The sequence below is a fragment of the Desulfoconvexum algidum genome (assembly GCF_055382125.1).
Window position 1 is genome coordinate 229,256 of sequence record NZ_AP042394.1, and the last position, 13,639, is coordinate 242,894.

11 protein-coding genes are annotated in these 13,639 nt (G+C 47.6%); 6 read left to right on the forward strand and 5 right to left on the reverse strand.

Translation table 11 applies throughout. The features are described from left to right. The first annotated feature begins 2 nt into the window (after nt 1-2). A complete protein-coding gene (locus ACZ45G_RS01000; protein ID WP_464174746.1) occupies nt 3-1,145 on the forward strand; it encodes a lipocalin-like domain-containing protein in 1,143 nt (380 codons plus the stop codon). On the opposite strand, the gene ACZ45G_RS01005 is transcribed toward ACZ45G_RS01000, so the two are convergent. From ACZ45G_RS01005 to ACZ45G_RS01015, 3 genes are all read right to left on the reverse strand, one after another. Further along, on the reverse strand, nt 1,142-2,287 hold the full coding sequence (locus ACZ45G_RS01005) for an MBL fold metallo-hydrolase (protein WP_464174747.1): 1,146 nt from the start codon (nt 2,285-2,287) through the stop codon (nt 1,142-1,144). The two genes, ACZ45G_RS01000 and ACZ45G_RS01005, sit on opposite strands and share 4 nt — an antisense overlap. A gap of 3 nt (nt 2,288-2,290) precedes the next feature. Continuing rightward, nucleotides 2,291-3,847: an SDR family oxidoreductase gene (locus ACZ45G_RS01010; RefSeq protein WP_464174748.1), complete on the reverse strand. Its 1,557-nt coding sequence runs from the start codon at nt 3,845-3,847 to the stop codon at nt 2,291-2,293. A 159-nt stretch (nt 3,848-4,006) separates the two neighbouring features. Then, entirely contained in the window at nt 4,007-4,198 is a 192-nt protein-coding gene (locus tag ACZ45G_RS01015) for a hypothetical protein (RefSeq protein WP_464174749.1), read from the reverse strand. A gap of 773 nt (nt 4,199-4,971) precedes the next feature. On the opposite strand from ACZ45G_RS01015, the gene ACZ45G_RS01020 reads away from it, so the two are divergent. Continuing rightward, complete coding sequence (locus tag ACZ45G_RS01020) at nt 4,972-6,711, forward strand: long-chain-fatty-acid--CoA ligase (RefSeq protein ID WP_464174750.1); 1,740 nt, start codon at nt 4,972-4,974, stop codon at nt 6,709-6,711. Nucleotides 6,712-7,038: 327 nt separating this feature from the next. Here ACZ45G_RS01020 and ACZ45G_RS01025 read toward each other — a convergent pair whose 3' ends face one another. Together ACZ45G_RS01025 and ACZ45G_RS01030 are read right to left on the reverse strand one after the other, a co-directional pair. Next, a complete protein-coding gene (locus tag ACZ45G_RS01025) occupies nt 7,039-7,524 on the reverse strand; it encodes a hypothetical protein (protein WP_464174751.1) in 486 nt (161 codons plus the stop codon). A gap of 160 nt (nt 7,525-7,684) precedes the next feature. Continuing rightward, the gene (locus ACZ45G_RS01030; RefSeq protein WP_464174752.1) at nt 7,685-8,317 is read right to left on the reverse strand and encodes a HEAT repeat domain-containing protein; all 633 of its coding nucleotides are present in this window, start codon (nt 8,315-8,317) and stop codon (nt 7,685-7,687) included. A gap of 476 nt (nt 8,318-8,793) precedes the next feature. Between ACZ45G_RS01030 and ACZ45G_RS01035 the strand changes: the two genes are divergently transcribed. The 4 genes from ACZ45G_RS01035 (at nt 8,794) to meaB (ending at nt 13,633) form a co-directional block, all read left to right on the forward strand. Further along, complete coding sequence (locus ACZ45G_RS01035) at nt 8,794-9,675, forward strand: MinD/ParA family ATP-binding protein (protein ID WP_464179835.1); 882 nt, start codon at nt 8,794-8,796, stop codon at nt 9,673-9,675. Nucleotides 9,676-9,949: 274 nt separating this feature from the next. Beyond that, complete coding sequence (gene mce, locus ACZ45G_RS01040; protein ID WP_464174753.1) at nt 9,950-10,351, forward strand: methylmalonyl-CoA epimerase; 402 nt, start codon at nt 9,950-9,952, stop codon at nt 10,349-10,351. 76 nt (nt 10,352-10,427) lie between these two features. Continuing rightward, the gene (scpA, locus tag ACZ45G_RS01045; RefSeq protein ID WP_464174754.1) at nt 10,428-12,548 is read left to right on the forward strand and encodes a methylmalonyl-CoA mutase; all 2,121 of its coding nucleotides are present in this window, start codon (nt 10,428-10,430) and stop codon (nt 12,546-12,548) included. A 110-nt stretch (nt 12,549-12,658) separates the two neighbouring features. Further along, entirely contained in the window at nt 12,659-13,633 is a 975-nt protein-coding gene (gene meaB, locus ACZ45G_RS01050; protein WP_464174755.1) for a methylmalonyl Co-A mutase-associated GTPase MeaB, read from the forward strand. Nucleotides 13,634-13,639 lie beyond the last annotated feature (6 nt).

A 13,639-nucleotide genomic window follows, 5' to 3' on the forward strand; every position in this document is an offset into this window, starting at 1 on the left:
TAATGAAACAAGGTATTAATTTTTTTCTTTTCTGCTCCTTTTTGTTGCTGTCCGCCCTGATCTTTCTGGCGGTGGGGGGCTGCCGGCCCGCAGAAACGGAGAGTATCAATATTGTCCAGGCCCTTTCCGTTGAAGCAAGTGGTGATTGCTATCAGGCGGCCACCCGTCCTGCCGCCCTTAAATTCCCGCAAGATCATGGCCCTCATCCTGCTTTTCAGACCGAATGGTGGTATTATACCGGCAACCTTCGGACAGATGAAGGACAAGATTTCGGATACCAGCTGACTTTTTTTCGCAGGGCACTGGCCTGTGAATCAATTGCCGCACCCCCAGGCGGCAGCTCCAAATGGCGAACCCAGCAGGTTTATTTTTCGCATTTTGCCGTGACAGATACCCTTGGCAATCGGTTTTATTCAAGTTCCCGCATGAACCGGCAAAGCCTGGGGATTGCCGGTGGCACGGCCGCCCCTTTTGCCGTATGGGTTGACAATTGGTCTGCCGGCGGGACTTTGGACAAAATGGTTTTAATGGCCAGGGAGAAGGACACAACCCTGAACCTGAGGCTGACCCGGGAGGGTCCACTTGTTTTGCAGGGGGACCAGGGGTTCAGCCGGAAGGGCCCGGGGGTGTCCAACGCTTCCTATTATTATTCCCTGCCCCGGTTGACGACACGGGGAACCCTGAAAATAGGGTCCCAAACCCACAGGGTTAAGGGGAACTCCTGGTTTGACCATGAATGGAGCACCACTGCCCTGGGCCGGGATGTGATCGGGTGGGACTGGTTTTCAATTCACCTGAAAGATGGCCGGGATCTGATGGTCTGCCAGATCAGAGATGCGGCTGGTCAGCCCAACGGATATGGGTTCGGCAGTTTCTCCCGGCCCGACGGGACCTATGAGATCCTGACAGCGGATCAATTTACCATCACCCCAACCGGGTACTGGACAAGCCCGTCCACGGGCAAACGATATCCCGGAGAATGGGAGATAGCCGTGCCGGACCAGGACCTTTTTCTGCACCTTGCGCCCGTCATCCCCGACCAGGAGCACACCCATCAAATGGTTTATTGGGAAGGGGCGGTAAAGATAAAAGGGGGCAGCCACGAGATACAGGGGGAAGGATATGTGGAGATGACCGGATATTAGATTGCCTGATGGTCATAGGGATGGTCCATGGGGAGAATCTGACCAATATCCATTATCTTGAATCGATCCTGCTCTAATCGGTTGTTTCGGATGTGGCGGGCCAGGTCCAGTCCCGGATATCCCGCGGGTTCGCTTCCCAAATGAAAGGTGCCCCATTGGGTGGGGATAAAGATTCGGGCCCCAATCTCTTCAAATCCTTTGACAGCCTCTTGGATGTTCATGTGCTGGTATTGCATAAACCACCGGGGGTGGTAGGCTGTGGTGGCCATGAAGGCATAGTCGATGTTGGGATATTTTTGGCCGATTTCCCTGAATCCCTTGAAATATCCTGAGTCTCCACCAAAATAAAGGGTCACATCCGGGGTTATCAGCAGATAGGAGGCCCACAGGGATCGGTTTCGCCCCTGGTTTATCCGCAGGGACCAGTGCTGGGCGGGCAGGCAGACCAATCGATTCCCCTTGCCCAGGTCAATGGTTTCCCACCAGTCCATTTCCCTTACCCGGGGTTTGTTCATTCCCATGACATAGTCTTTGAGCCCCTTGGGCACGAACACATTTGCCGAGGAGGGTAGACCCTTCATGCTGGACCGGTCCAGATGATCATAGTGATTGTGGGAAATCAGAATGTTCACTTCTTTTGCCTGATTATCATTTTTCAGGTCATTGTTTAGAAGGTCATTGAGTTGGGCCAGGGTCAGGGCCGGGGGGGTGAGTCTTGCCGGCAGCAGGGCCCGTTTGGAAAAAATGGGATCTGTTAACCAATAGCTGTTGTCAATACGGATTAAAAAGGTGTTGTGGCCGATCCACAGGATAAAATTGCCCTGGGTGTTTTTGAGGCGTTGGGTCGTGTCGGGTATGACCCGGGGCAAAAAGGCGCGTTCCTGGTCTGTATAGTCCGTGCTTGAAAAGAATTTCCAGCCCAGCACATCCAAAAAACTTTTGTCCCCCATTTCCATCCAGGGGGTGAAGAACCGGCCCTCCTTTTCATGGGGGGCATACAGATCTTGAACATTCGTCTCGTTGACGCTTTGGGCCCATTTTGTTTCTGAAAAATTTTGTTTTTCCGAAGGAGAACAGGCAAAAAACCAAGGGATCAACAGAACAGATACCAGGCCAACAGATAAGTGCCAAGTTCCTTTCATGGCTTATGTGTCCTTCAGGGTGCAGGATCGACTTATTTTGGGGGTAAATCGTTTGGGCGACGATGCAAGTGTGAGGCCTGCGGCCTTTGCCATTCCCTTGAGCATCTGGGTGAATACATATTGATGAAAGGGATAGAGAAGGTACCAATAGACAATGCCCGGCAATCCTTTGGGCAAAAACCGGGAGAGCAGGGTGATCTCGCATGCGTTATCGCTAACGGGATCGATTTGGATTTCCAGGAGGGCTTCCCCCGGTGTCCGCATTTCGGCCAGGAGCAGCAGTTTTGACGGTGGTTTGACTTCCAGGACCCGCCAGAAATCAAGGGCATCCCCCACCTGGAGATGCTTTTTGGAACGCCGTCCACGGTTAAGTCCCACTCCACCGGTCAGGATATCCAGCATCCCCCGGATCTGCCAGAGAATGTCTGCGGCATAGTAACCGGTTTGGCCGCCTATTTTATGGATGGCGGGCCATAGAATCTGGGCTGACCCGTTTACCCTTGCCCGGTATCCGCATTGGAGAATGGTGCCGCCGGAATAATCGGAATCCCCGCAATGGGCCCATTCCGGATGGACCATCTCACCGGCATCTGCCCAGCAGGTATCCACCTGTTCCTGGCGGATGCGGTCCACAGCCCTTCGGATGGCTTCCCTGCAGGATATCAGTTCCTGGGGAATGAGTTGTTTAATGGCGTTTTCCGTACAGACCGTGGGAATGCTTAGCCCCTCGGTCAAGGGCTGGGCAATGGCGGCCGGCACCGGTGTCACCAGATGAATCCACAAAGAAGACAGGCGCGGGGTTAATACCGGAACCTTTATCATCAAAGGGGGTGGCAGACCGACTTCCCCGGCAAAGAGTTTAAACAGGTCCTGGTAGGCAAGTACCTCGGGACCGCCGATATCAAATGTTTTCCCCCGGGTTTCTTCTTGTTCCAGACACCCTTTTAAATATCCCAGCACATTGGTAATGGCAATGGGTTGGGTGGGCATTCTCACCCATTTGGGGGTGATCATTAGGGGCAGCCGTTCTGCAAGGTACCTTAATATCTCAAAACTGGCACTGCCCGATCCCAGGATCATGGCTGCCCGAAGAATGGTGACCGGCACAGGACCTTTCTTTAGAATTTGGCCCACTTCATGCCGAGAAACCAGGTGACGGCTGACATTTTTGTGGCTGACATCGCCCAGGCCTCCCAGATAGATGATTTGGTCTGCCCCGGCGTCTGCCGCCGCCATCATCATATTCCGGGCTCCGGTCTGGTCGGCATTTCGGTAGTGCTTTTTTTGAGAGATCATGGAGTGGACCAGGTAATAAAGGGTGCCGCACCCGGCAACAGCTGCCTTCAGGGAATTGCCATCCATGATATCCCCTTTTACCAATTCAATATTGGGATGGTGGCCCCAGGAACGGCCGGCCATTTTCTCAATGGACCGGCCCATGGTTCGCACCTGGTATCCCGATGCCAGCAGCAAGGGGACCAAGCGGCCAGCCACATATCCGGTGGCACCGGTTACCAGAACGGGTCGTTGCGCAATTTTATGATCATCAATGGGTGGCATATGGGGTTTCCCTGTCCATTACACGTTGGTAAAAGGGGCTGTAAAATTTGGATACCTCCTTTTCCCGCAACAGAGATTATCCACATCGGATGGTAAAAAAGTCAGGGTAAAAAAAGAGTACCAATATTAAACAAAATCTATATACTCATTGGGACAATGTCAATGACCGTCTTGTTTAAAAAGCGGCACCAGACAATCGGATCTCAACCCCAAAAAAATGGAGGATGTATGCTGGCTTCCATAAAAATTGGTATCAGTTCGTGTCTGCCCGGAGGTGGAATGCGGCATGTCCATTCCCCGGGAGGCCGTCCGCCTGGTCTGCCATACTTTAAGGGATACCCGCTGTTCCATAGTATCATCGGTGGGTTCCTGGGTCTGGACGGTAGCGATTATATTAACGTGGTAGACTCACTTTTTAAAATTATCATAAATAGAAGGGTTAAGACCTGTTAGATTCTGCCACCCCGGCCAGTTTCGGAGAACCCGACCTCTTCAAAAATATTCTTCCCATGGCGAAAGTTAAAGGTGGGCTAACGATAGTGGATCTGTTGAAATGCTTTGGCAAGGCGGTCCCGGGTAACCGGTTTTTTCATCCAGGTCTCATATCTGGGTTCCATAAGGGCGGTGACATTGGCCCCAGGTGGCCATCAAGGCCCTGCATCTCAATGTCCAGGAAGATCAAATGATAGGGGGTCAAAAATAAAATCAAAAAGAAATCAACTGGATTCGAAATATTTTATCTAAACGGTTATTTGTAATATAAAAAAATAATGTAAATCGGATTTTGACCCCCTGAAAAAACAATCGACATTTCATGGTTGTTAGGGGAGGATTATTGATATATACCTATTTAAAATAAATGCGGATGTTAAAAAAAATGAGCATATCGGTTACGCCTTAAGCAAGATAAGGCAACTCTGGTAAATTGTTCACGCCACAGGTGCCGGCAATATCTATGTAGAATTAATACCAACTCCATTGAGGAGTTTAACGCTATCATCGATTAGATCAACAAAGATACACGAGATAAAGGTGGGAAAAATATTATTAACCCGGTAATGGGCTGGTCCCTGAGACAAAGACATTCAAACAGCCCGAGCGCCCGAACAAAAGGAGAAAAAAAGATGACTGAGACAATCTGGGAAACCCCTTTCTGGCCTAAAGAAGTTGCACGCACGGTACCTGATTACCATTTTCCTGTGTTTAAATTCCTGGATGATGCTGCCATGAATTATCCCGATAATGTTTTTACCATTTTTAACGGGGCCACAAAAACCTATTCCCAGGTCAAGGATACCGCCGACAGAATCGCCAATTTTCTTGTGGGAAAAGGTATCAAACAAGGAGATAAGGTGGCTATTTTTCTGCCCAATCTTCCCCACTTTCCGGAAATTTTGTTTGGCATCCTTAAAGCCGGGGCCGTCTGCGTCAATTGTAATCCGGTGTACACGGCAACAGAGCTCAATTATCAACTCAATGATTCAGAGTCAAAGATGGTTTTTTGCATGGACCACCCCCTGTTTTACGACAACACAGTTAAGGCCATTAAAAATACCCAGGTTAAAACCGTTGTTGTTTGTAACATCAAGTCCTATTTGCCCAAATTCAAGGGGTTTATAGGCGGGCTTCTCGGGAAAATACCCAAGGCTGAAAAACATGAACCCGGCCATCTGATGTTTGATGAGGTGGTTGCCGCTGCCAGCCCCGTCCCCCCTGCTGTGGTGATCAACCCAGAGGAAGATACCGCCGTTATGCTCTATACCGGGGGAACCACCGGGGTGCCCAAGGGGGCGGAACTTTCCCACACCAATTTTACCTATGATGTAATGGGGTTGTATGAGAGCGGCCGTATTGTCCAGGATGAAGCCAAGGGAGCAGAACAATTTTATAAGGGAGGGCATCATACCTTTCTTGGGGTTTTACCCTGGTATCATAGCTTTGGTATTACCTGTGCATTGCTGTTTGCTGCTATGACCGGGAGTAAGCTTGTTTGCATTCCCGACCCCAGGGCTGGAAAACCGCCCTTTACAGAGGTTCTTAAAGCGGTTCAACAACACAAACCCACGATTATGCCGGCAGTGCCCACTATCTTTGTGGCCTTTGCCAACCATTCCCTTCTAGGCCAGTATGATCTTTCTTCTTTGATGGCATGTTTTTCAGGCGGGGCGCCGCTGCCGCCTGACGTATGCCGGCAGTTTGAAGAGAAAACAGGGGCCATTATATTTGAAGGCTACGGCCTGACAGAGACGACACCGGTTGTCACCTCTAATCCGACCAACAGGGAAACCAGAAAAATCGGTTCCATTGGATTTCCCTTGCCCGAAACCATGGTCAAAATTATGGGTCTTGACGATGATACTCAGGAATTGCCCCGGGGAGAAGATGGCGAAATTGCCGTATGCGGCCCCCAGGTCATGAAGGGCTATTGGAAAAGGCCGGATGCCAATGAAGAGGTTTTCAGACAGATTGACGGGGATCGCTATTTTCTCACAGGGGACATCGGCCATATTGATGAAGACGGATATATCACCATCACTGATCGTAAAAAAGATATGATCATTGTGGGGGGATTTAATGTTTATCCCAGGGATGTTGAGGATATACTCTATACCCACCCCAAGGTGGAACTTGTGGCGGTTGTGGGGATTCCCGATGATAGGAGCGGAGAGTCTGTAAAGGCATTCATAAAATTGAAAGAAGGCCAGAGCGCAACATTTGAAGAGATTCAAGAATTTTGTAAGGAAAATATGGCGGGTTACAAAAGACCCCGACAGATTGAATTCCGGGACGAAATTCCCATATCTAATGTGGGCAAGGTGTTAAGGCGGGTTCTCAGAGACGAGGAACTTGCCGTAGAAAAATAAGGGATTTAAGAAAAGCATCATAACCGCATTCCTTACGCCCGATACCCTTTCAATCTCCTGGATTGGTATCGGGCGTTCTGCCCAGGGTGATCGCAAACAACTTTTTTATGCTCAGCCACATACCCGTTCAGGGTGTATCAAAACCCACTGGAAATGGAAAGGATCAAATCAATCAAGACGCCATTACGTTTTATTGGGAGTAACCGGATTTTGGTCCAGGCCCCGGAAATTATTTCCCGTGAATCTGCCAAAATGTGATCAATATATTATAAAAATTAGTGTGGGGAAATGGCCTCTGAGATAGCCTCTGGTCCATATAATGTAATGCTATTTTTCAGCGTGTGCTGATTTCACTTTGTCAGCAATTTTGTTGAATGCTACAGCTTTTGATAAACAATCCTCAAAAGATTTGTCGGTATCCTTAATCATACTTGGGACTTCATTTTTATAGTGCATCATTATTTTATTTACTTTTATATCACGAATTAATTTTTGTAATATTAGCCTATGTTCAGAAGCATTAACCACAGAGTTTATGTATTCGGCATATGAGCCTATATGTTGTGCCATTATTCCAGTAAAGGAAGTTTTATTCTTAGTATGAAATTCATCTAATCTAAGCCTAAAATCATGTAGTTCCTTATGGGTTACTTCCAGTTCATCTACACATCTTTGATAGGCTTTTTTGTTAAGGATAGCGCTAATAACTCGCCTATAGCTATCCACTTCATTTCTTATTCTGTGAAATAATTTAATCCTATCTTCACCGATCTTAATAATTTCATTTAATTTATCATAAACAGTTTCTTGCATACGGGATATATTTCAGGCAATGCTTAATAATGAGTTTACCTGTTTTTTTCTGTTGAACATATAAAAATAATAAATCAGGTATAGTGGTCCAACTTTGGTTTTTATTGGCACACATATTGTAATCTTGTGTTCTGCCTGAATACCATACCACTTCTTCATACTATAGCCCTAACTCATACTGAACATCTTCCCAGTTGCCCATAGTCATTTCATCAACACATCGTGCCTCAAAGGCTTCCTTCATTTCGTTTAAATAATCATGAGACTGTAGGTTAACCAGCCCATAAATCACAAAGGAATTTAATGTAATCTCATTTGTTTTATACTTTTTTAATTCTTCGCCAAAAATATGAATGGAATCTTCTCGATACTGTGGATAATATTGAGCTATGTTAGTCATGGTCTCTGCTGCAACAACTCGAACCCATACATTTTTAGAAGGATCCTTTAGAAACATTTTACTTGTCTCGAACACGGAAGGGCCAAGCATCTTCAAGACTCGTGGAATTTCAGTATGACTCCATTCATCGTTGGTTCGATGTAAAAAATCAAACAATGGTTCGATCGCTTCTTCTGCCTTCAATTGTCCTAAAACTCTCCATGCATGAACACCAGCCCAAGCTTCTTTATTATCATTATAGGACCATAAATCATTACTTGATAGAAATTCAATGAGTTCCTGTATATGAGTTTTATTGAAACCATATTCCAGATAGTCAGGCCAGCTATCTATATCTTCAGGCTCTCCAATCTGAAGGATTTTTTGAACCGATTTTGAATAAACTGTAGACATAAATATATTCTTTCTTAAACTAACAATTATCCGAGTCTGCATATCTTTTATATTTGAATGATGAGCGCCCAAAAGTGTTTCAAAGATTGATCAACAATTGAATATCAAGCGAAACTAAGGTTGTAAAGAAATAATTCCATTATATGGGGAATGGAACAATCAAATTTTAAATTTCCCCATGAAACTATATTGGAGACTGAGTTGAATGAAAAACAGGGTTTTATAAAACAAAAAAATTAAGCAGTCCCTTTCTGATCTGGTGTGGACTATTATTATAATCCGGACCTTTTTAAATCAAAGAGATCTTAATTTTGCTGCTCAAAAAACCCATGATCTCCCGTTCCGGCCATGGGACCTGACCGGAACGGGGGCTGCTGGATTTTGTCAGGGCCGCTTGACACGGTTGTCCAAGTTTGCGATAAATTAATCTCTATACGGATATTTGAATAAAGGAAGGGCTCATTAAACTCACACAAATATATCCTGTCGGTGGCGGCAAAGGCGGGATCGGGAAAAGCATGATAACCGCTAATTTAGGGGTTCTGCTTGCACGGCAGGGGAAGCGGGTGGTTCTGGTGGATCTGGACCTGGGTGCCTCCAACCTGCATACGTTTATCCAACAAAAAGACGCGGGCAGGGGCTTGGAAAGTTTTCTCGACAAAAGTGCTGGCCAGCTAGAAGAGGTGATCTTGCCCACCCAGGTTCCCAACCTGTTTTTCATCAGTTCCAGAAATTGCCTGACCGAAGCCGCCAACCTGTATACCGCCCAGAAGCAAAAGATCATCCGGGCCATCCAGAAACTTGATGTTGATGTGGTGCTCATGGATCTGGGGGCGGGTACAAATTTTAATATGCTCGATTTTTTCCTCACCTCCACCCAGGGAATTTTCATCTGTACCTGTGAGCCAACCTCCATTGAAAATTCATTTAATTTTATCAAGGCGGTTTATTTCCGTGTCATAAAAAAGACCTTGAAACAAAATATTTTTAACCGGGTGAATCGCCATCTTGATCTTTCCGGGAACACCATTGACCAGTCCTTTCGCATCATTAATACCGTTACCCGGCAAGATCCTGAAAAGGGGGAATTGTTAAAAAAGAAACTAGGGGATTTCCATTTCAGCTTTGTGGTCAACCAATTGCGGAAAAACGATGATCCTTCCCTTGGCACTAAAATTGAGAAGGTGTTTAACCGGCATTTTTATTCAAGATTTACCTTCATGGGAAATATCCGGTTTGATGAGCGAGTCCATGATTCCATCCGGATGCGGCAAACCTTTATTACAAAATATTCCCATACCCCCAGTGCCAATGACCTGGCCCGAATTGCCCGGAGTCTTCTCCAAACGGTATTATGATGCATTATTGCTGGCATCAGGAAGACTGTCCCCTGAGATGTTGCGTTAGGTAAGGATCTTATACCTGAAAAGAGTGTTTCAAGTTAGATGACATATTCTGACTTGCCCTTTTTGTCGGGAATCCCGGTTTTGTTTTTGTGGATTTTACTCACCCCTTTCCTTATTTTAGTGTCTGCTTTTTAAATGATTCCAATGAGTTTATGGTTGACTTTCATCATTTGAACCAACTATAGATAATGATTGTAATTGGAATAACTAAATATGGAGATACGAGATGAAAATATTGAAAATTGACCACCTCGGCATAGCTGTCTCAAGTATTGATGAAAAGAAAAATTTTTGGATAGATGCCATGGGGTTAACCCTGGAAGGCACTGAAACCGTCGAGGCCCAGAAGGTCACCACCGCTTTTTTACCCGTGGGGGAAAGCGAGGTGGAATTGTTAGAATCCACTTCTGACGACGGACCTGTGGCCAAATATATAGAAAAAAAAGGGGAAGGCATTCAGCATGTAGCCTTTCAGGTGGAGAATATCGAAGAAGCCCTGGCAGAACTTAAGGAAAAAGGGATCCAGCTCATTGATCAGGTGCCGCGAAGGGGAGCCGGGGGTGCGAAAATTGCCTTTTTGCATCCCAAGGCTACCTCAGGTGTCCTTGTGGAATTGTGTGAAAGGTAGATATCCGTAAATGTTCGTTCACAAAGGTTTTTGCTGTTTGTACTGATAATTATTAAATTTAGACCGGAGGATAACCATGTCTCAAATGTCTGATATCCAAAAGTGGGAAGAACTTGCAATCAAAGGGCTAAGGGGAAAACCCCTTGGGGCACTGACAAAAGCGACACCCGAAGGAATTGATGTTAAGCCCCTGTATACATCAAAGGATTTGGAGCAGGTAGAATTTATTGACAATTTGCCGGGGATAGACCCCTTTGTCCGGGGGCCCATGGCCACCATGTATGCGGGCCGACCCTGGACCATTCGCCAGTATGCCGGTTTCTCAACCGCCAAGGAATCCAACACCTTTTACCGTAAAAACCTGGCAGCCGGCCAAAAGGGGCTTTCCGTTGCCTTTGACCTTGCCACCCACAGAGGATATGACTCGGATCATCCGAGAGTTGCAGGCGACGTTGGAAAGGCCGGGGTTGCCATCGATTCCGTTGAAGATATGAAAATTCTCTTTGATCAGATCCCTCTGGATCAGATGTCTGTCTCCATGACCATGAACGGGGCGGTCCTGCCCATTCTGGCCGGTTATATTGTGGCCGCGGAAGAGCAGGGGGTTGCCCATGACCAGCTCATGGGAACCATCCAGAATGATATCCTCAAAGAATATCTCACCCGGAATACCTATATCTATCCGCCCACGCCTTCCATGAGAATTATTTCAGATATCATTGGGTTCTGTTCGGAAAATATGCCCAAGTTTAACAGCATCAGCATTTCCGGTTACCATATCATGGAAGCCGGCGCTGATTCGGTTCTTCAGGCCGCCTTTACCCTGGCGGATGGGCTTGAGTATGTTAAGGCTGCCCTTGCAACCGGTCTTGATATCGATAAGTTTGCCCCACGGCTATCCTTTTTTTTCGGGATCGGCATGAACTTTTTCATGGACATTGCCATGCTGCGGGCCGCCAGATTCCTTTGGGCGGAACTCATGACTCAGTTTAATCCTAAAAATCCCAAATCCAAAATGCTTCGGACCCATTGCCAGACCTCGGGTTGGAGCCTTACCCAGCAAGATCCCTATAATAATGTGGTCAGAACCACTTTAGAATGTTTGTCCGCCGTTCTGGGGGGCACCCAGAGCCTGCATACTAACTCTTTTGATGAGGCCGTGGGGCTTCCCACGGAACTGTCTGCCAGAATTTCTCGAAACACCCAGATTCTGATTCAGGAGGAATCCCATATTTGTGATGTGGTGGATCCTCTGGGAGGGTCCTATTATGTGGAAAGTCTGACCCAGAACATCATTGACGAGGTCCGAAAAATTTTACGAGAGGTTGAGGGCTTAGGTGGCATGGCCAAGGCCATTGAGTCGGGTATGCCGAAAATGAGAATAGAAGAAGTGGCCGCCCGTAAACAGGCCCGGATCGACAAGGGTGAGGATGTTATTGTCGGGGTTAATAAATACAAGATTGAAGATGAAATCCCGATCCCGGTGAGGGAAGTTTCCGAGGATGTCAGAGAAGAGCAAGTGGCAAGGCTGAACCAGATTAAACAAGACCGGGACAACACCGCGGTAAAAAAGGCGTTGGATGATATCATAACGGCCTGTAAAAACGGGGGAAATCTTCTTGCGGCCTGCTTGCCGGCTGTCCGCGCCCGGGCAACCGTGGGGGAGATTTGTGATGCCATGGAAACGGTTTTTACAAGGTTTGTGGCCACCACCCAATGCATCTCCGGGGTGTATGCCCAAAGCGCAGACCCTGATATCATGGCGGCCTTGAGAAAACGAACCGCTGATTTTGAACGGGCCAACGGCCGCAGACCCAGAATCCTTTTGTCAAAAATGGGCCAGGATGGCCATGACCGGGGGGTCAAGGTGATTGCCACTGCCTATGCCGATTTTGGTTTTGATGTGGACCTGGGACCCATGTTTCAGACCCCGGAAGAAGCGGCCAAGATGGCCATTGAAAATGACGTCCATGTGGTGGGGGTTTCAAGCCTTGCAGCTGGCCATAAGACCTTGGTTCCCCAGGTGATTGAAGCGTTGAAAAAGGGGGGGGCTTCTGATATTAAAGTGGTGGTTGGCGGCATCATTCCCCCGGGGGATTATGACTTTTTAATCCAGGCCGGTGCATCGGAGATATTTGGCCCGGGCACCGTGGTGACGGATTCTGCCAATCGGACGCTCAACATCATTGGTGCCTAATAAGGTGCCTAATAATGGGGCGTTCAGGATAAGAGTGCTTATAAAATGGGCGCCTATAAAATGGGCCCTTAAAGAACAGGTCGTATAAAAAAAATAGGTGCATAAAGAGTATGGTACTAAATGACCCGGATGTGTTGTTCCAGGGTATTCTGGACAATAACCGGCGCTTGATTGCAAAAACCATGACCCTCATCGAAAGCAACCTTCCTGCCCACCAGCAGGTGGCGCAACAGGTTATGGAACGGCTTCTTCCCCTGACAGGCAAGAGTATTCGCCTGGGTATTACGGGTGTTCCCGGGGTGGGGAAATCTACCTTTATAGAAAATTTAGGGGTCTACCTGGCCGATGCAGGCCACAGAGTGGCAGTCCTGGCAGTGGACCCCACAAGCCAGCGAAGCGGTGGGTCCATTCTGGGGGATAAAACCCGGATGGAGCGGCTGTCAGCCCATGAAAATTCATTCATACGGCCATCTCCCGCCGGAGAGACCCTGGGTGGGGTTGCCGTGAGAACCCGGGAAACCATGCTGGTCTGTGAGGCAGCCGGGTTTGATGTCATCCTGGTGGAAACCGTTGGGGTGGGCCAGTCTGAAACACGGGTGGCCTCCATGGTGGATTTTTTCCTGGTGTTGATGATTGCGGGGGCCGGGGATGAACTCCAGGGCATTAAAAAAGGGGTGCTGGAACTGGCCGACGCTATCGTGATCAACAAGGCAGACGGTGATAACCTCGTGCCGGTTGAACGGGCCCAACGAGATCTTGAGCTTGCCATGCACCTGATCGCTTCCGACACACCCACCTGGCATACCCCTGTTTTGACCTGTTCCTCGGTGATTGAGGGGGGGACCCGCGCCGTATGGGAAACTGTGCTGGACCACAGGCAAAAATTTAAGGAAACCAGGGAATTTGAACAACGGCGGAAACAGCAATCCATCCAGTGGATGTGGACCCTTGTGGAGGAAGGACTAAAACAGCGGTTTAAAAATAATAAACGGATAAATGACCAGATCCCCCTGGTGTCGCACCAGGTGGAAACTGAAAAAATATCGCCCTCAGCTGCGGCTGAACGATTATTGTCATATTTATAATTCATA